This is a genomic window from Streptosporangium sp. NPDC050148 (assembly GCF_055586505.1).
Window position 1 is genome coordinate 1 of record NZ_JBVJIA010000018.1, and the last position, 21,365, is coordinate 21,365.

2 protein-coding genes are annotated in these 21,365 nt (G+C 73.3%); both read right to left on the minus strand.

Annotated elements, in window-relative coordinates:
• Nucleotides 1–11,477 (minus strand): SDR family NAD(P)-dependent oxidoreductase (locus ACZ6RT_RS20940; RefSeq protein WP_470155463.1); only part of this gene is annotated, 11,477 nt, incomplete at its 3' end.
• A complete protein-coding gene (locus ACZ6RT_RS20945; protein WP_470155465.1) occupies nt 11,467–20,757 on the minus strand; it encodes a type I polyketide synthase in 9,291 nt (3,096 codons plus the stop codon). The genes ACZ6RT_RS20940 and ACZ6RT_RS20945, both read right to left, overlap by 11 nt.
• Nucleotides 20,758–21,365: the final 608 nt, after the last annotated feature.

Genomic DNA, 21,365 nt, shown 5'->3' on the forward strand with positions numbered 1-21,365 from the left:
GATACGAACGGCACCTCAGCCGAGCGCGGAGCGATCCCCGCCAACTCCTGAACCAGACGTGATCTGAGCCGCTCCACCTGAGGAGAATGCGAGGCATAATCCACCGCGATCCGCCGCGCCCTGATCCCCTCGCCATCACAGCGGACCAGGAGTTCCTGCAGCGCCTCGGGCTCTCCTGACACGACGGTCACCTCGGGGCCGTTGTGCGCGGCGATCGACAACCGCTCCCCCCAGGTGCCGATCAACGCCCCGGCGCGTTGCGCGGACACTCCCAGCGACACCATGCCGCCCTGGCCGGCCAGCACCCCCAACGCACGACTGCGCAACGCCACCACCCGCGCACCGTCCTCCAACGAGAGTGCCCCGGCCACACACGCCGCCGCGATCTCCCCTTGCGAATGCCCCACCACCGCCGCAGGCCGCACCCCATACGACTCCCACACCTGCGCCAGGCCCACCATCACCGCCCACAACGCCGGCTGCACCACCTCCACCCGCTCCAACGACACCTCCCCCCGCAACACCCCCTCCAAGGAGAAATCGACATACGGCTCCAACGCCCCAGCACACTCGGCGATGCTCTGTGCGAACACCGGCGAAGCATCCAGCAGCCGCGCACCCATCCCCGCCCACTGCGCACCCTGACCGGGAAAAACGAACACCACCCCGGCGCTCGCACCCGCCAGCACCCGCCCCCGCACCTGACGATCCCCCACCACCACCGCACGATGATCGAACCGCGCCCGACCCGACACCAACACCCGACCCACACCCGCCACAACCCCCGCAGGCCACGAACGCCCACCCACCAACGCCACCTGATCGGCCAACGCCTCCACCGACCGACCCGACACCACCAACGGCACCGAACCAGAGCCATCACCACCGGTACTCACCACCGGCTCAACCGGCCCCTGCTCCACGATCACATGCGCATTCGTGCCGCTGGCGCCGAAGGAGGAGACCCCCGCCCGCCTGGGCCGACCCTCGTCGGGCCAGTTCCGCGCCTCGGTCAGCAGTTCCAGGGGACCCGCCGACCAGTCCACGTGCGGCGACGGCTCATCCACATGCAGGGTCTGCGGCAACACCCCGTGCCGCATCGCCATCACCATCTTGATCACACCCGCCACACCGGCAGCCGCCTGGGTATGACCGATGTTCGACTTCACCGACCCCAGCCACAACGGCCGATCCCGCCCCTGGCCGTACGCCGCCGACAACGCCTGCGCCTCGATCGGGTCACCCAGCGTCGTCCCCGTACCGTGGGCCTCCACCGCGTCCACGTCCGACGGCTCCAGACCCGCACCCGCCAGTGCCGACCGCACCACCCGCTCCTGCGCCAGGCCGTTCGGAGCGGTCAACCCGTTCGACGCACCGTCCTGGTTCACCGCGCTGCCCCGCACCACCGCCAGCACCCGATGACCGTTACGCAACGCGTCCGACAACCGCTCCACCACGAGCACGCCCGCGCCCTCCGACCAGCCCGTGCCGTCGGCCGTGGCGGAGAACGGCTTGCACCGGCCGTCGGGGGCCAGGCCACGCTGGCGGCTGAACTCGATGAACGGGGTCGGCGTGGGCATCACGGTGACCCCGCCGACCAGGGCCAGCGAGCACTCTCCCTGGCGCAGCGCGGTGGAGGCGAGGTGCAGGGCGACGAGCGAGGTGGAGCAGGCCGTGTCGACCGTGATCGCCGGTCCTTCCAGGCCGAAGGTGTAGGCGACCCGCCCGGTGGCGATGCTGCCGACGTTCCCGGACAGGAGATGACCTTCGAGCTCCGGCGGAAGACCGCGGGGGTCGGTGACGTAGTCGTGGTACATCACGCCCGCGAAGACGCCGGTGTCGCTGCCGCGCAGCGAGGACGGGTCGATGCCGGCCCGTTCGATCGCCTCCCAGGAGGTCTCCAGCAGCAACCGCTGCTGCGGGTCCATCGCCAGCGCCTCACGCGGAGAGATCCCGAAGAACTCCGCGTCGAAGTCACCGGCGTCGTGAAGGAAGCCGCCGGAGCGAGCGTAGCTGGTGCCCCGGTGGTCGGGGTCGGGATGGTAGACGGCGGGCCAGCCGCGGTCGGCGGGGAAGTCCCCGATCGCGTCCCGTCCCGCGAGGACGAGGTCCCACAGGTCCTCCGGGGAGCGGACCCCACCGGGGAAGCGGCACGCCATCCCCACGATCGCGACGGGCTCACCGGCCGGAGCCGGACGGGCCGGGCGGGGGCGTTCGGGCTTGCCCTTCCGCAGGTACGTGGCCAGCGCCTCGGGGGTCGGATGGTCGAACACCACGGTGGCCGGAAGCCTCAGCCCGGTCACCTGGTTCAGCCGGTTGCGCATCCGTACCGCGAGCAGCGAGTCGAATCCGAGGGACTTGAACGTGGTGTCGGTCCTGATCCCGTCCGTGCCGGAGTGGCCCAGGACGTCGGCCACCTGCGCGCGTACCAGGTCGAGGAGTTCGCGTTCGGTGAGGTCGTCGATCGCGGGGGCCGTAGGGGCGGCATGCCGTACGGGAGCGCGCACGAGGTCGCGCAGCAGCGGCGTGACCGTCGCTCCGGCCGGTCGGCGGCGCGCCGAGGTGTCCAGCCGCACGGGGACGATCACCGGTGTGCCCGTGGCGAGGGCGGCGTCGAACAGTTCCAGGGCCTCCGGCGTCGGCATCGCGGTGACGCCGTTCTCGGCCCACCAGGTGACCTCGCTCTCCCGGAGGTCGCCGGTGAGGGCGCTGCGCTGCGCCCATGCCCCCCAGGCCAGCGACGTGGCCGGCAGCCCGAGGTCGTGGCGGTGCCGGGCGAGGGCGTCGACGTAGGCGTTGGCGGCGGCGTAGCTCGCCTGGCCGGGTGCCCCCAGGGTGCCGGACAGCGAGGAGAACAGGACGAACGCCGACAGGTCGTGCCCGCGGGTGAGCTCGTGCAGGTTCAGGGCGGCGTGGGCCTTCGGCCGCATGACCGCGTCCAGGCGTCCGGCGTCGAGAGCGTCGACCAGGGCGTCGTCGAGGACGGCGGCGGTGTGCACGACCGCCTTCAGGTCCGTGACCCGCTCCAGGAGGGTGGCGAGCGCGGCGCGGTCGGAGATGTCGCAGGCGGCCACGGTGACGTCGGCGCCCAGCGCGCACAGCTCCGCGACGAGGTCAGCCGCGCCGGGGGCGTCGGGACCGCGACGGCTGACGAGGAGCAGACGGCGGGCGTCGTGCCGGTCGACGAGGTGGCGGGCGATCCGCCCGCCGAGGGTCCCGGTCCCCCCGGTGATCAGTACGGTGCCGTCGAGGTCCAGCGGACCGTCGGGGACGGGCTGCTCGGCCCTGACCAGCCGGGGGACGAGCGCCTTCCCGTCGCGGATCGCCAGCTGCGGCTCGTCCGGAAGCAGGGCGGGCGGGTCCTCACCGGCAAGGTCCACCAGGACGAACCGGTCGGGGTGCTCGGACTGGGCCGAACGCAGCAGCCCCCACACGGGCGCGTGCTCCAGGTCGGTCGTCTCGCCGGGCGTGCCCGTGACGACCGCGCCGCGCGTCAGCACCACGAGCCGGGCGGAGGCGAAGCGCTCGTCGGCCAGCCAGGTCCGTACCGTCTCCAGCGCCCATCGGGTCGCGTCGCGCGGCGGGGCCTCGACGAGCACCGTCTCCGGTACGGGCTCGGTGACGGAGGTGAGGTCCGGGTGGATCGCGGTCACCGGGATCGGCCGGTCGCCCGGTGCGGGCTTCCACGTCACCGTGAACAGCGAGGAGGCGGAGCGTCCGGTGAGCCGACGTTCCGGGACGGAGCGGACCGTGAGGGAGGACACCTCGACGACCGGCCGCCCGTCCTCGTCGGCCGCCTCCAGGCGGAAGGCGTCCGCGCCGGTGGGCGTCAGCCGTACCCGGAGGGTGGACGCGGTGCGCCCGTGCAGCCGGATGCCGTTCCAGGCGAACGGCAGCAGGACGTGTCCCTCGCCCGCCCGCATCTCGCGGGCGTGCAGCGTGGCGTCCAGCAGCGCCGGGTGGATGCCGAACCGGGCGGCGTCGTCCTCGTTGCCCGGCGGCAGGGTCACCTCGGCGTAGATCTCGTCGCCGCGACGCCAGGCGGCGCGCAGGCCCTGGAACGCGGGCCCGTAGTCGTACCCCTGCTCGGCCAGCCGGTCGTAGCGGTCGCCGACCTCCATCGGCTCGGCCCCCGGCGGGGGCCACTGCTCCCGGCCGGTCACCGGATCGTCCGGGGCCGGGCCGAGGAGCCCGGCGGCGTGTCGGATCCAGGAGTCGGAGTCCTCGCGCCGCGAGTGAACGTGCACCGGCCGCCTGCCCGACCCGTCGTCGGCACCGGCGACGACCTGGAGGCGTACGCCACCGTGTTCGGGCAGGACGAGCGGGGACTCCAGGGTGAGCTCCTCCACCTGGCCGTGTCCGGTCCGGTCACAGGCGTGCAGGGCCAGCTCGGCGAATGCCGCGCCGGGCATGAGGACGGTGTCCCGTACGGCATGACCGGCCAGCCAGGGGTGGCTCTCCAGCGACACCGTGCCGGTCCACACCAGCGTGTCGCCGTCGGCGCCGTCCAGCACCGCGCCGAGGAAGGGGTGGGTCTCGGGCACCAGGCCCAGACCGCGGGCGTCGGAGGCGGGGGGCGGGGCGTCGAGCCAGTAGCGTTGGCGTTGGAAGGGGTAGGTCGGCACGTCCAGGTACGGCGGCGCGTCGCCGAAGGCCGGACTCCAGTCGACCTCGACGCCGTGCACGTGCGCCTCGCCCAGCGACAACAGGACCCGTTCCATGCCGCCCTCGTCACGGCGCAGCGTGCCCACCGCGACGCCCTCGGCCCCGGCCGCCTCGAGGGTCTGCTCGATGCCGATCGTCAGCACCGGGTGCGGGCTCATCTCGGCGAAGACCCGGTACCCGTGCTCGACCAGCGCGGCGGTGGCCTCGGCCAGGCGTACCGGCCGGCGCAGGTTGTGATACCAGTACCGCGCGTCCAGCTCCCGGCCCTCGACCCGGTCACCGGTCACCGTGGACAGGAACGGGATCTCCGGAACCAGCGGGGTGATCGACGACAACGACTCGATGATCTCCTCGCGTACCCGTTCCACCTGGGGGGAGTGTGAGGCGTAGTCCACCGGCAGCCGCCGCGCCCTGATCCCCTCGCCATCACAGCGAGCCAGCAACTCCTGCAACGCCTCCGGCTCCCCCGACACGACCGTCACCTCGGGGCCGTTGTGCGCGGCGATCGACAACCGCTCCCCCCAGGCGCCGATCAACACCTCGGCGCGTTGGGCGGACACCCCCAGCGACACCATGCCGCCCTGGCCGGCCAGCGCCCCCAGCGCGCGGCTGCGCAACGCCACCACCCGCGCACCGTCCTCCAGCGAGAGTGCCCCGGCCACACAGGCCGCCGCGATCTCCCCTTGCGAATGCCCCACCACCGCCGCAGGCCGCACCCCATACGACTCCCACACCTGCGCCAGGCCCACCATCACCGCCCACAACGCCGGCTGCACCACCTCCACCCGCTCCAACGACACCTCCCCCCGCAACACTTCTTCGAGGGAGAAGTCGACATACGGCTTCAACGCCCGAGCACACTCGGCGATGCTCTGTGCGAACACCGGCGAGGACTGCAGCAGTTGCGCACCCATCCCTGCCCACTGCGCACCCTGACCGGGAAAGACGAACACCACCCCGGCGTCCGCACCCGCCAGCACCCGCCCCCGCACCTGACGATCCCCCACCACCACCGCACGATGATCGAACCGCGCCCGACCCGACACCAACACCCGACCCACACCCGCCACAACCCCCGCAGGCCACGAACGCCCACCCACCAACGCCACCTGATCGGCCAACGCCTCCACCGACCGACCCGACACCACCAACGGCACCGAACCCACCACGCCACCGGTACTCACCACCGGCTCGGCAGGCCCCTGCTCCACGATCACATGCGCATTCGTGCCGCTCATGCCGAACGACGACACCGCCGCGCGGCGCGGCTCGCTCTTCTCCGGCCACGGCCGTGCCTCGGTCAGCAGCTCCAGGGCACCGGACGACCAGTCCACGTGCGGTGACGGCTCGTCGGCGTGGAGGGTGCGCGGCAGTACCCCGTGCCGCATCGCCATCACCATCTTGATCACACCCGCCACACCCGCGGCCGCCTGGGTGTGACCGATGTTCGACTTGATCGAGCCCAGCCAGAGGGGTCGGTCCCTCTCCCGGCCGTAGGTCGCCGACAACGCCTGCGCCTCGATCGGGTCACCCAGCGTCGTCCCGGTGCCGTGCGCCTCCACCGCGTCCACGTCCGACGGCTCCAGACCCGCACCGGCCAGTGCCGAGCGCACCACCCGCTCCTGCGCCGGACCGTTCGGAGCGGTCAACCCGTTCGACGCGCCGTCCTGGTTCACCGCGCTGCCCCGCACCACCGCCAGCACCCGATGACCGTTACGCACCGCGTCCGACAGCCGTTCGACCAGCAGCATGCCGACGCCCTCGGCGGCGCCGAACCCGTCGGCCGCGGCGGAGAACGGCTTGCACCGGCCGTCGGGGGCCAGGCCACGCTGGCGGCTGAAGAAACGGAACATGTCCGGGCTGGACATCACGGCGATGCCACCGGCCAGGGCGAGCGAGCACTCCCCCCGGCGCAGCGCCTGGGCGGCCAGGTGCAGCGACACGAGCGACGACGAGCAGGCCGTGTCCACGGTGAGCGCCGGTCCCTCCAGTCCGAGCAGGTAGGACACCCGTCCGGAGGCGACGCTGGCGGTGGTACCGGTGAGCAGGTGACCGTCGAAGCCCTCGGGCTGCTCGTGCAACCGCGTCAGGTAGTCCTGGTAGCTGAGGCCGACGAAGACGCCGGTGTCGCTGCCGCGCGCCGAGAAGGGGTCGATGCCCGCACGTTCGAACGCCTCCCAGGAGGTCTCCAGCAGCAACCGCTGCTGCGGGTCCATCGCCAGCGCCTCGTGCGGCGAGATCCCGAAGAAGGCGGCGTCGAACTCCAGCGCGTCGTGCAGGAACCCGCCTCCGCGCACGTAGCTCTTGCCGGGACGGTCGGGATCGGGGTCGTACAACCCCTCCAGGTCCCAGCCGCGATCGGTGGGGAGGTCGCCGATCGCGTCCCGGCCCTCCGCCACCAGCTCCCACAGGTCCTCCGGGGAACGCACGCCGCCGGGGAACCGGCACGCCATCCCCACGATCGCGATCGGCTCGTCGGTGACGACGGCCGGAGCCGAGGGCCGGTGACGCACGGTGCCGGTCAGTCTCTCCACCAGGTGCCGGGCGAGGGCCTCCAGCGTCGGGTGGTCGAAGACCAGCGTCACGGGCAGTCGCACGCCGGTCGCGGTGCTCAGGCGGTTGCGCAGGTCCACGCCCAGCAACGAGTCGAACCCGAGGTCCTTGAACGGCAGCCCCGTCCGGACCGCGGCCGGGTCGTCGTGACGCAGCACCGTGGCGGCCTGGGTCCGTACCAGATCCAGCACCGCGCGTTCGCGGTCCGCCTCGTCCATGGCCGCGAGGCGGGACGCGAAGGAGGACCCGGTGTCGCCGGTGTTCTCCTCGGCGATCCGGCGCACCTCGGGCACGGCGGACAGGAGGGGCCTGGGGCGGGACGCGGTGAACGCCAGATGGAAGCGGCGCCAGTCGATGTCGGCGACGACGACGGCGGTCTCGTCGTGGTCGACCGCCTGCCGCAGGGCCTGGAACGCCAGGTCCGCCGGGAGTTCCCGCAGCCCGTGGGAGCGGTGTACCTCGTCGCGCGTCCAGTCGCCCCAGTGCACCACGGTGGCGGGCAGCCCGTCGGCGCGCCGCCGCCGCGCGAGCGCTTCGAGGTAGGCGTGACCGGCCGCCGTGCCGGCCTGTCCCGGCGTGCCCAGGGTTCCCGCGAGGGAGGAGAACAGGACGAAGGCGTCCAGGTCACCGGTGAGCTCGCCGAGGATCGTGGCACCCTCCAGGTGGATCCGGGCGGCGTCGGCGATCCGTTCGGGGGTCGGCTCGGCCGAAGGCTCGTCGTCCTCGGCCGCGTCGGTGTGCACGACGGCCGTGAGGGGGTGGTCGGCGGGGATCGACGCGAGCAGGGCGGTGACGGCGTCCCGGTCCGTGATGTCGCAGGCGGCGAAGGTGACCGCGTCACCGAGCACGGCCCGCAGGTCGTCCGCGCCGGGGGTCTCCGGTCCGCGACGACCGGCCAGCAGGACGCGGTCGGCCCCCGCCTCGGCGAGGGCGCGGGTGATCTGGACGGCGGCCGTTCCCGTGCCGGTGACCAGTACCGTTCCTCGGGGCGTCCACGTCCGGACCGGACGGGCACCGTCCAGTGGAGCCCTCACCAGACGGCGTACCAGGACGCCCTGGTCGCGGACGGCCACCTGGTCCTCGTCGTCGGCGGCCGCGAGCAGCCCGGCCAGGCGCGTCGCCGTGTCCCGCGTCGTCCGCTCGGGCAGGTCGATCAGGCCGCCCCGGCGGGCGGGCCGTTCCAGTGCCAGCACCCGGCCGAGTCCCCAGACCGCCGCCTGCCGGGGGTTCGCGGGGGGATCGGCCTCTTCGGTCGCGACCGCTCCGCACGTCACCAGCCAGAGCGGTGCCTCGATCCGCGCCTCGGCGAGCGCCCGCATCAGCCGGGTGGTCGGCTCCAGGGCCGCCGTCTCGTCGAGGGCGAGCAGGGACAGCGTTCCGGAGGCGTCGGCGTACTCGGCGAGGGACGCGGCGGATCCGTCCGCCCGCACCGGGACGACGACGGGGGTCGCGCCGTGCAGGCGGAGGGTCTCCGCGCAGAGGTTCGCGAGCGGCCCGTCCTCGTGGCCCGGCGGTACGGCGATCAGCCAGCGCCCGGAGAGTTCCACCGCGTCCGGGACGGAACCGGCCCGCCATTCGACGCGGTAGCGGCACTCGTCCACGGTGGGGGTTCCGGCCCTGCCCGCCGGGGAGGCGGTGGAGGTCAGCCAGTAGCGTTGGCGTTGGAAGGGGTAGGTCGGCACGTCCAGATACGGCGGCGCGTCGCCGAAGGCCGGGCTCCAGTCGACCTCGACACCGTGCACGTGCGCCTCGCCCAGCGACAACAGGACCCGTTCCATGCCGCCCTCGTCACGGCGCAGCGTGCCCACCGCGACCCCCTCGACCCCGGCCGCCTGAAGACTCTGCTCGATCCCGATCGTCAACACCGGATGCGCACTCATCTCCGCAAAGACCCGATGCCCCCGGCCCGCCAGCAACGACACGGCCTGCTCGAACCGCACCGCATGACGCAGGTTGTCCACCCAATACGCAGCATCCAACCCAGCGGTATCGAACACCCGCCCATGCAACGTCGATACGAACGGCACCTCAGCCGAGCGCGGAGCGATCCCCGCCAACTCCTGAACCAGACGTGATCTGAGCCGCTCCACCTGAGGAGAATGCGAGGCGTAATCCACCGCGATCCGCCGCGCCCTGATCCCCTCGCCATCACAGCGAGCCAGCAACTCCTGCAACGCCTCCGGCTCCCCCGACACGACCGTCACCTCGGGGCCGTTGTGCGCGGCGATCGACAACCGCTCCCCCCACCCCCCGATCAACACCTCGGCCCGCTGCGCGGACACCCCCAGCGACACCATGCCGCCCTGGCCGGCCAGCACCCCCAACGCACGACTGCGCAACGCCACCACCCGCGCACCGTCCTCCAGCGAGAGTGCCCCGGCCACACAGGCCGCCGCGATCTCCCCTTGCGAATGCCCCACCACCGCCGCAGGCCGCACCCCATACGACTCCCACACCTGCGCCAGGCCCACCATCACCGCCCACAACGCCGGCTGCACCACCTCCACCCGCTCCAACGACACCTCCCCCCGCAACACCCCCTCCAAGGAGAAATCGACATACGGCTCCAACGCCCCAGCACACTCGGCGATGCTCTGTGCGAACACCGGCGAAGCATCCAGCAGCCGCGCACCCATCCCCGCCCACTGCGCACCCTGACCGGGAAAGACGAACACCACCCCGGCGCTCGCACCCGCCAGCACCCGCCCCCGCACCTGACGATCCCCCACCACCACCGCACGATGATCGAACCGCGCCCGACCCGACACCAACACCCGACCCACACCCGCCACAACCCCCGCAGGCCACGAACGCCCACCCACCAACGCCACCTGATCGGCCAACGCCTCCACCGACCGACCCGACACCACCAACGGCACCGAACCAGAGCCATCACCACCGGTACTCACCACCGGCTCAACCGGACCCTGCTCCACGATCACATGCGCATTCGTGCCGCTGATCCCGAACGACGACACCCCGGCCCGACGCGGCCGGCCCTCATCGGGCCACTCACGGGCCCGGGTCAGCAACTGCACCGCACCCGACGACCAGTCCACGTGCGGCGACGGCTCGTCCACGTGCAGGGTCTGCGGCAACACCCCGTGCCGCATCGCCATCACCATCTTGATCACACCCGCCACACCGGCAGCAGCCTGCGCGTGCCCGATGTTGGACTTCAACGACCCCAGCCACAACGGCCGCTCCCGCTCCTGCCCATAGGTGGCGAGCAGGGCGTCCGCTTCGATGGGGTCACCGAGGGTGGTTCCGGTGCCGTGGGCCTCGACCGCGTCCACGTCACCCGGCCTCAGCCCCGCGGCGGCCAGTGCCGACCGCACCACCCGCTCCTGCGCCGGACCGTTCGGAGCGGTCAACCCGTTCGACGCGCCGTCCTGGTTCACCGCGCTGCCCCGCACCACCGCCAGCACCCGATGACCGTTACGCACCGCGTCCGACAACCGCTCGACCACCAGCACGCCCACACCCTCGGCCCACGTCGTCCCGTCCGCCGACGCAGCGAACGACTTGCACCGCCCATCGGCGGCCAGCCCACCCTGACGGGAGAACTCCACGAACATCCCCGGATTGGCCATCACCGTCACCCCACCGGCCAACGCCAGCGAACACTCCCCCGCCCGCAACGCCTGCACCGCCTGATGCACCGCCACCAACGACGACGAACACGCCGTGTCCACCGTCACCGCCGGACCCTCCAACCCCAGCGTGTACGCCACCCGACCCGACACCACACTCGACGTCGTCCCGGTCAGCAGGTGGCCTTCGAAGCCCTCCGGCGGGGAGTGCAGCGGGGCGGCGTAGTCCTGGGCGATGGCGCCGATGAAGACGCCGGTGTCGCTGCCGCGCAACGACGACGGATCGATCCCCGCCCGCTCGAACGCCTCCCACGAGGTCTCCAACACCACCCGCTGCTGCGGATCCATCGCCAACGCCTCACGCGGAGAGATCCCGAAGAACCCCGCATCGAACTCCCCCGCACCCACCAAGAACCCACCCGACCAACCCCCCGACACCCCCCACCCCCGATCCACCGGAACACCACCCACCACATCCCGGCCCCCGGCCACCACCTCCCACAACTCCTCCGGAGACCACACCCCACCCGGAAAACGACACGCCATCCCCACGATCGCGATCGGCTCACGCGAACGTGCCTCCATGTCGTGCAGGCGCTGCCGCGTCTCCTTCAGCTCGATGGTGACCCGGCGGAGGTATTCGACGAGCTGCTCGTCATTCGCCATGGGTGAGCTCCTTGTCGATGAAGCTGAGGAGGTCGTCGACGGAGGCCTCCCGCAGCAGTTCCGCGACGTCCGAGGCCGGGGCCGCGGGCGGCTCCGGAAGTGATCGCGCGGGGGCCGGGTCCGGTGGGCTCAGCCGGTCGCGCAGGTGTCGGACCAGGGCCGAGGGGTTCGGGTGGTGGAACAGCAGTGCGGCGGGGAGCCGCAGGCCGGTGGCGGTGTTCAGCCGGTTGCGCAGCTCGATCGAGGTGAGCGAGTCGAATCCGAGGTCCTTGAAGCTCGCCCCGTCGTCGATCGAGTCGGTCGCGCCGTGACCGAGCACGGCCGCGGCGTGCGTGCGGACCAGGTCGGCCAGGATCTTCTCCTGCTCTTCGGGGGCCGTCCCTTCGAGCCGTTCGCGCAGCGTCCTGTCCTGTCCGGGAGCGGGTCCGGTCGCGGGGGCTGCGGGCAGGAGCCCTCCCAGCACCGGGGACACGTCCCCGCCCGCGCGCAGCGCGCCGAGGTCCAGCCGCGCCGGTACGGCCGTCGTCTCGGTCCCGTCCATCGCCAGGTCGAACAGGGCGAGCGCGTCCGGCGCGGACATCGGCCGCAGCCCGGATCGTGTCATGCGTGCCCGGTCGGCGGCCGAGAGCCGCCCGGCCATGCCCCCGGGCTCCTCCCACGGTCCCCACGCGATGGACGTGGCCGCGAGCCCGTGGACGCGCCGGTGCCGGGCGAGCGCGTCGAGCACCGCGTTGGCCGCGGCGTAGTTGCCCTGGCCCGCGCCGCCCAGGGTGGCCATGACGGAGGAGAACAGGACGAACGCCGACAGGTCGTACCCGCGGGTGAGCTCGTGCAGGAGGAGCGCGGAGCCGGCCTTGGCGCGCAGCACAGCGTCCAGCCGTTCCGGTGTCAGCTCGGAGATCACCGCGTCGTCGAGGATCCCGGCCGCGTGCACGACGGCGGTCAGCGGGTGCGCGGGGGGTACGGCGTTCAGGAGTTCCGTGACGGCCCGGCGGTCGGCGACGTCGCAGGCGGCGTGCGTGACCGTCGCGCCCAGCTCGGCGAGCTCGTGCCGCAGCCGTGCGGCGCCGGGATCGGAGGGACCGCGCCGGGAGGCCAGGACGAGGTGGCGGATCCCGTGGGCGGTGACCAGGTGCCGGGCGAGGGCCGTGCCGAGCGCCCCGGTGCCGCCGGTGATCAGCACGGTCCCCTCCGGGTCGGGTCGCCGTGGCACGGTGAGCACGACCTTGCCGACGTGCCCGGCCCTGCTGACGAACCTGAACGCCTCGGGTGCCCGGCGCACGTCCCAGGAGGTGACCGGCAACGGTGCCAGCGTCCCGTCCGACAGCAGCGGCATGATCTCCGACAGCATGCGGCCGATCCGCTCGGGTCCGAGGTCGAGCAGGTCGAAGGCGTGGTAGCGGACACCGGCCGGGTCACGCCGGTCGGTCTTGCCGAGCTCCACGAAACGTCCCCCCGGTGCGAGCAGCCGCAGCGAGGCGTCGGTGAGCTCCCCGGCGAGGGAGTTGAGGACGACGTCCACCCCGTGTCCCGCCGTGGCCGCGCGGAACCGGTCCTCGAACTCGGCGGTACGCGAGGAGGCGACGCGCCCGCGCGGCAGGCCGAGCGCTCCGAGGGCGTCGAGGGCGCCGTGCTTGCGGGGGGAGGCCGTGCCGTACACCTCGGCGCCGAGGTGCCGGGCGAGCCGGACCGCGGCCATGCCGACCCCGCCCGCCGCGGAGTGGACGAGTACGGACTCGCCGCGCCGCAGACCCGCCAGCTCGACCAGCGCGTGGTAGGCGGTCAGGTAGGCGATGGGCGCCGAGGCGGCCTGGGCGTCCGTCCATCCGGCGGGAATCGGTGCGACGACCCGGTGGTCGGTCACGGCGACCGGGCCGAAGGCTCCGGAGAACACGCCCATCACCCTGTCGCCCGGCGCGAGGCCGGTGACCCCCGGTCCCACCTCGGTGATCACGCCCGCGGCCTCCAGTCCCGGCGGGCCGGGATCGCCCGGGTAGTGGCCCAGCGCGCCGAGCACGTCACGGAAGTTCACCCCGGCCGCGCGGACCGCGACCCGCACCTGACCGCCCGAGAGGGGCGCGGCAGCCTCGGGACAGGGCTCCGGCGACAGCCCCTCCAGGGTTCCGCGCCTGACGACCGCCAGCCTCCAGGGCGTCTCAGGCTCGCCCGCGCCACAGGTGCGGGGCGACACCAGCGTGCCCGCCCGTTCGGTGACGGCCCTCGCCAGACGGGGTACGCGGAGGGTGCCGGCGCGCAGGGCGAGCTGGGGTTCGCCCGTGGCCAGCGCGGCGGGGACGAGCGCGGCGGACTCGCCGTCGGTGTCTCCGTCGGTGTCGCCGATGTCCAGCAGCACCAGGCGGCCGGGCTGTTCGGACTGGGCCGAGCGCACCAGGCCCCACACGGCGGCCTGGGCCAGGTCGGTGACGTCCTCCCCGGGCTCCGCCGCCACCGCGCCACGGGTCAGCACCGCCAGCCGCGAGGAGGCGAACCGGTCGTCGGCGAGCCAGCCGCGTACCAGCTCCAGTACGCGGCGGGTGACGGCGTGGACGTCGCCCCCGCCGGGACACTCGACGGCGACCAGCTCGGGCACCGGCGTTCCCAGCGTGGTCAGGTCCGGGTCGTCCCCCGGTATGACGACCGGCTCGGCGAACGGCCCGGCCGCCGGCCCGGGAAGCGGCAGGGCGGGCCACTCCAGCCGGAACATCGCGTCCGCGGGTGCGGCGGGGGCTTCCGCGGACGGGCGCAGGACCAGTTCCTCGATCGACAGGACGACGTCACCGGCCTCGTCGACGGCGGTCAGCGTGACCGTGTCGTCCTCGCCGTCGCCGCTCTCCTTGCGCGCCGGTGCCAACCGTACCCGGAGGGTCTGCGCGCCGGTCGTGGTGAGCGACGCCCCGCCGAACGTGAACGGCACGACCGGAGGGCCGTCTCCGGCCTCCGCGCGACCGGCCCAGGGGTGCAGTGCGGCGTCGAGCAGGGCGGGGTGCAGCCCGAACCCGCCGCGCGTCAGGTCGGCCGGGACGCTCACCTCGGCGTACACCTCCTCGCCCCGCTGGAAGGCGGCGCGCAGCCCGCGGAAGGCGGGGCCGTAGGCGTACCCCCGGGCGGCCAGCCCTTCGTACAGGCCGTCGATCGCGATGCCGGTCGAGGCGGGATCGTCCGGGGACGGCCAACCGGGCACGACGGGCGCGGCGGCCGGGGGGACGGCGGGGGGTGCGAGGGCTACGGGGGCTGCGGGGGTGAGGACGCCGCCACCGTGCCGGATCCAGTCGCCGTCCGGAAGGCGGCCGTAGACGGTCAGGGCCCTGCGGCCCTCGGCGTCACGGGCGGCGACCGAGAGCTGCAGCTCGATGTGGCCGTGCTCGGGCGGCGTCACCGGCCGTTCCAGGGTGAGTTCCTCCACGCGGGGGCATCCGGTCCGCGCGCCCGCGTGCCAGGCCAGTTCGAGCAGCGCGGTCCCGGGCAGCGTCACCGTCCCGGCGATCGCGTGGTCGGCGAGCCACGGATACGAGGCGCGCGACAGCCGCGCCGCGAACACCGTCTCCCCGGTGGAGGCCGACTCCACGCCGGGTCCCAGCACGGGATGCCCGGACGGCCCCGACGACCCCGCCGGTGGCGACTCCAGCCAGTAGTGCCGCCGCTGGAACGGGTAGGTCGGCAGCGGGGCGGGGCGCGCACCGTCGAAGAACGCGGCCCAGTCCGCACCGGCGCCGCGCACCGCGGCCGTCGCCAGCGCGGTGGTCGCCGTCAGCGCCTCGGGCCTGTCCCTGCGCAGCACCGGCACGAACGCCGCGCCGTCGACGCACTCGGCTCCCATCGCGGACAGCACCGCGTCCGGCCCGAGCTCCAGGAACGTGCGGACCCCTTCGGCGTGCAGTGTCCGTACGGCGGCCAGGTAGCGCACCGGTTCGCGCACCTGGCGCACCCAGTAGGCGGCGGAGAGGTCGGCGATCCGCCCGGTCACGGTGGACACGATCGGGACGCGCGGAGCGGAGTGGGTCAGTCCCGCGGCCACCTCCTCGAAGTCGCGGAGCATCCCGTCCATGCGCGGCGAGTGGAACGCGTGGCTCACCCGCAGCTCGCGGGTCCTGCGTCCGCGTGCCTGGAAGTACGCCCCGACCTCCCGTACGGGAGCCTCGTCACCGGAGACGACGACGGCGGACGGCCCGTTGACCGCGGCGAGGCCCATCTCGTGCTCCCGCCCGGCCAGCAGGGGGAGCAGTTCCTCCTCCGACGCCTCGACGGCGACCATCGCCCCGCCTTCCGGCAGCGCGTCCATGAGGCGGCCCCGCGCCGCCACCAGCGCGCACGCGTCGCGCAGCGACAGCACCCCGGCCACGTGGGCCGCGGCCAGCTCCCCGACGGAGTGGCCGGCCAGCAGGTCCGGCCGCAGGCCCCAGTGCTCCAGCAGCCGGAACGACGCGACCTCGAGGGCGAACAGCGCGGTCTGGGTGAACGCGGTCCGGTCGAGCGCGGTGTTCGGCTCGTCACCGAACACGACGCGCGCCAGCGGCCGGTCCAGGTGCGCGTCCAGCTCGGCCCAGACCTCCTCCAGCGCCCGGGCGAACACCGGGTACGTCGCGTGGAGTTCGCGTCCCATCGCGTGCCGCTGGCCGCCCTGTCCGGCGAACAGGAAGGCGAGCCTGCCCGGCGCCGCGCCCCGGAGCACGCCGGGGGTCTCGTCTCCCGCGGCGAGCGCCTCCAGCGCCCGCCGGAAGTCCTCCGGTGCCGAGGCGACCACCGCCGCGCGGCGGGTCAGGGGCGCCCGCGTCGTGGCCAGGGCACGTCCCACCTCGGCCGGGGTGTGCGACGGGTACCGGTCCAGGTGCTCGCGCAGCCGTGCCGCCTGGTCGCGCAGCGCCTGCTCGTTCTTCCCGGAGAGGATCCACGGAACCGGCACGCCGGTCTTCGCCGCCTGCTGCACCGGCACCGGACCCACCGCATCGTCGGTCACCACCGACTCGGCAGGCCCCTGCTCCACGATCACATGCGCATTCGTGCCGCTGATCCCGAACGACGACACCCCGGCCCGACGCGGCCGGCCCTCATCGGGCCACTCCCTGGCCCGGGTCAGCAACTCCACCGCACCCGACGACCAGTCCACGTGCGGCGACGGCTCGTCCACGTGCAGGGTCTGCGGCAACACCCCGTGCCGCATCGCCATCACCATCTTGATCACACCCGCCACACCGGCAGCCGCCTGCGCGTGCCCGATGTTGGACTTCAACGACCCCAGCCACAACGGCCGATCCCGCTCCCGCCCATAGGTGGCGAGCAACGCCCTGGCCTCGACGGGGTCGCCCAGCCTCGTCCCCGTGCCGTGGGCCTCGACCGCGTCCACCTCCGACGGCTCCAGCCCCGCGGCGGCCAGTGCCGACCGCACCACCCGCTCCTGCGCGAGACCGTTCGGAGCGGTCAACCCGTTCGACGCGCCGTCCTGGTTCACCGCGCTGCCCCGCACCACCGCCAGCACCCGATGACCGTTGCGCACCGCCTCCGACAACCGCTCGACCACCAGCACGCCCACACCCTCGGCCCACGTGGTGCCGTCAGCCGACGCCGCGAACGACTTGCACCGCCCATCGGCGGCCAGCCCACCCTGACGGGAGAACTCCACGAACATCCCCGGATTGGCCATCACCGTCACCCCACCGGCCAACGCCAGCGAACACTCCCCCGCCCGCAACGCCTGCACCGCCTGATGCACCGCCACCAACGACGACGAACACGCCGTGTCCACCGTCACCGCAGGACCCTCCAATCCCAGCGTGTACGCCACCCGACCCGACACCACACTCGACGTCGTCCCGGTCAGGCCGTATCCCGCCGTCTCCCCCACGGTCTCGTGAAGGCGCGGCCCGTAGTCGGTGGGCATCGCGCCGATGAAGACGCCGGTGTCGCTGCCGCGCAACGACGACGGATCGATCCCCGCCCGCTCGAACGCCTCCCACGACGCCTCCAACACCACCCGCTGCTGCGGATCCATCGCCAACGCCTCACGCGGAGAGATCCCGAAGAACCCCGCATCGAACTCCCCCGCACCCACCAAGAACCCACCCGACCAACCCCCCGACACCCCCCACCCACGATCCGCCGGAACACCACCCACCACATCCCGGCCCCCGGCCACCACCTCCCACAACTCCTCCGCAGACGACACCCCACCCGGAAAACGACACGCCATCCCCACGATCGCGATCGGCTCACCGGGCGACGTCACGACCGCTGCCGATGCCATGGCCGGGGACGCGGCCGGGCCGGTACGCAGGTGCGCGGCCAGGGCCGAGGGGGTCGGGTGGTCGTACACGGCGGTGCTCGGCAGCCGAAGGCCGATGGCGGCGGTGAGCCGGTCGCACAGCTCGACGGACATGGGCGAGTCGAAGCCGAGGTCCTTGAAGGTCCGGTCCATCTCCACCGCGTCGGCGGAGTAGTGCCCCATGACCGCGGCCACCTGCGCGCGCACCACACCCTCGGCACCCTCGACACCCTCGGCACCCTCGGCGTCCCGGACTGCCCGGACATCGCCTCCGTGCTCGGGCTCCGAGGCCGCGGGAACGGCGGGCCCGGCCGCAGCGGGCACCGGGAGCGGGCCGGCCACGCCGTCCAGCCAGTGGCGCCGCCGTTGGAACGCGTACCCCGGCAGGTCCACGGGCCGCGCGCCCGGGAAGACGGCGTCCCAGTCCACGGCCGCCCCGGCGACCTGGGCCTCGGCCAGCGACGTCAGGAACCGGTCCATCCCGCCCTCGTCGCGGCGGAGCGTGCCGAGGGCGACGGCGTCACCGATGGCGTCACGGCCTGGGTCACGGCCCGGGTCACGGCCGGGATCACCGGCGCCGAGGGTGTCCCTGACGCCCCCCGTGAGCAGCGGGTGCGGGCTGATCTCCAGGAAGAGGTCGTGACCGTCGGCGGCCAGCGCGCGTACCGTCTCCTCGAAGCGGACCTGGCCGCGCAGGTTCCGGTACCAGTAATCGGCGTCCAGCTCGCGGGTGTCCAGCGGGGCCGCGGTGACGGTCGAGTAGAACGCCGTCCCCGATCCTGCCGGCCGCAGGCCGGCCAGCGCGTCGAGGAGCGGGTCCCGTACGGCGTCGACGTGGGCGCAGTGGGAGGCGTAGTCCACCGCGACGCGCCGCACCCTGACGCCCTCGGCCTCGCAGGCGGCCTGCATCTCGCCCAGCGCGTCGAGGTCACCGGAGACCACGACCGAGGAGGGCCCGTTCACCGCGGCGATCACGAGCCGTTCGCCCCAGCGGGCCAGTCGTTCCCGGGTCCGGTCGGCGGGGAGCGCCACCGACAGCATGCCGCCGCGCCCGGAGACGGCCGACATCGCCCGGCTGCGCAGGGCGACCACCCGTGCGGCGTCGTCCAGCGACAGCGCGCCCGCCACGTACGCGGCGGCGATCTCGCCCTGGCTGTGGCCGACGACCGCGGCGGGCTCGACCCCGTGGGAACGCCACAGGGCGGCCAGCGACACCATCTGCGCGAACAGCGCGGGCTGTACGACCTCGTCCCCCTCCAGGGGCTCGCCGCCGCCCAGCAGGTCGATGAGGGAGAGGCCCAGGTACGGGTCGAAGGCGCGCGAGCACGCGGCCATCCGCTCGCGGAAGGCCGGGGCGGTCTCCAGGAGCCGGGCCGCCATGCCGGTCCACTGGGAGCCCTGTCCCGGGAAGACGAACGCGATCCGTCCGCCACCGGCCCTCCCGGTGCCCCGTACGAGGCCGGGGGCGGGTTCCGCGCGCGCCAGCCCGGTCAGGCCGCGCAGCAGTCCGGCGCGGTCGGCCGCCACGACGGCGGCGCGGTGTTCGAAGGCGGTCCTGGTCGTGGCGAGCGAGTGGCCGAGATCCGCGAGCTCCGCGAGCTCCGCGAGCTCCGCGGGCTCCGTGAGGCCGAGGTCCGGGTCGCCCTCCAGCCGGGCCAGCAGCCGTTCCGCCTGCGCGCGCAACGCCGCCTCGCTCCTGGCGGAGACGGGCCAGACCACCGGGGTGCCGGGGCGACGGGCGGGCGGCTCGGGAAGGGGCCGCGGGGCCGGGGGTTCGGAGAGCAGGACGTGGCAGTTGGTCCCGCCCATGCCGAAGGAGCTCACCCCGGCGACGAGCGGGCGGTCCGCGTCGGGCCAGGGACCGGTCTCGGTCTGGACGCGCAGGCGCAGCGCGTCCATCGGGATCCGGGGGTTGGGCGTCTCGAAGTGCAGGCTCGGCACCAGTTCCCTGCGGGCGACGCAGAGTACGGCCTTGACCAGCCCGGCGATCCCGCCCGCGCCCTCGAGGTGCCCGATGTTGGTCTTCACCGAGCCGACCCGCAGCGGCGCGCCCTCGAACGCGGCGCCGAGCGCCCGCGCCTCGACCGGGTCACCGACGGCGGTGCCGCTGCCGTGCAGCTCGACGTACTGCACCTCGTCGGGCCGTACGCCCGCCTGGTCGAGGGCGCGCCGGATGACGTCCTCCTGCGCCGTCGCCTCCGGGGTCGTCAGGGTGGGGCCGGCGCCGTCGTTGCCGGTCGCGGTGCCGCGGATAACGCAGTGGATCCGGTCGCCGTCGGCCAGGGCCGCGGACAGGGGTTTGAGCACGACGACGGCGCCCCCCTCTCCGCGCACGTACCCGTTCGCGCGGGCGTCGAAGGTGGCGCACCGGCCGTCGGGGGACAGTCCGCCGAACGCCGCGGAGACGATCGTGCTGTCCGGGGCGATCATCAGGTTGACGCCGCCGGCGAGCGCGAGGGTGGACTCCCCGCCGCGCAGGCTCTCGCAGGCCAGGTGTACGGCCACCAGGGAGGAGGACTGGGCCGTGTCGACGGTCAGGCTCGGCCCGCGCAGGCCGAAGGTGTAGGAGAGCCGGTTGGCGATGACGCCGCGGTTCAGGCCCGTCATCGCGTGGGAGGTGACGGCCTCGGCGCCGTGGCGGGCCGTCAGGGCGGCGTAGTCGTCCCAGATCGCGCCCGCGAAGACTCCCGTGCGGCTCCCGCGCAGGCTCGACGGGACGATCCGGGCGTCCTCCAGGGCCTCCCAGCCGAGCTCCAGCATGAGCCGCTGCCGCGGGTCCATGGCCGCGGCCTCCCTGGGGGAGATGCCGAAGAAGCCGGGGTCGAAGTGGTCGATCCCGTCGACGAACCCCCCGCGCCGGTCGACGTCCGCGGAACGGTCCGCGGGTGCGTCGGTGATCGCGTCCACACCGTCCCTGAGCAGCGCCCAGAACTCCGCCGTGCCGGTGGCCCGGGGGAACCGGCAGGAGACCCCGATGATCGCTATGGCGTCGTGACGACTTTTCCGCACACCGAAATTGCTCATCCGCACAACCCTGCCCCCCGAAAGTGGGCAGGACGGCACCCACTCAAAGCCCCAGTTGCTGCACTTCGATATAGCTACGGCTAGAGATCGACTTTAGACGGATATGAACGACATGAGCGATAGTACGTCGTCGAGTGGTCCCTCGGACACCCGCCCCGATATTTGTCCATTACGACCGCATTCTCACTGAGAGTGACGGAGTTAAGCAGACAAAAGTCATTCACACGACAGAAGTCGGCCATTAACAGAGAGGGCATCAAACCGCCCACCCCATCACCGCGAGCCGTCTGACCAGCGCCGAATCGGAGGCGGCATCGTCGAGCGGGAATGACGGACCGACCGATAAATAATAATGGGTCGTCCGAAAGGCATATGGAACGTGCCACCTAGGCCGGAGGCGGGCGTTCATGCGCCGTCGTCCTGAATCAGCCGTTTCATCGGCCGTCGAAACACCCGCGCGGACAGGGCCGGATCCGGGTGAGGTCTTCGCCGCACGACGGCCGGACGACGACCGGACGACGACCGGACGACGACCGGACGACGACCGGACGGTGGGTTCGTCGGCACCCCGGGGCGATGCGGCGACGCGCCGATCACGGGGGAAGTGC

What these genes read in the sequence shown, in the direction of transcription:
- ACZ6RT_RS20945 (WP_470155465.1), bottom strand. Translation starts at nt 20,757, where the DNA reads ATGAGCAATTTCGGTGTGCGGAAAAGTCGTCACGACGCCATAGCGATC.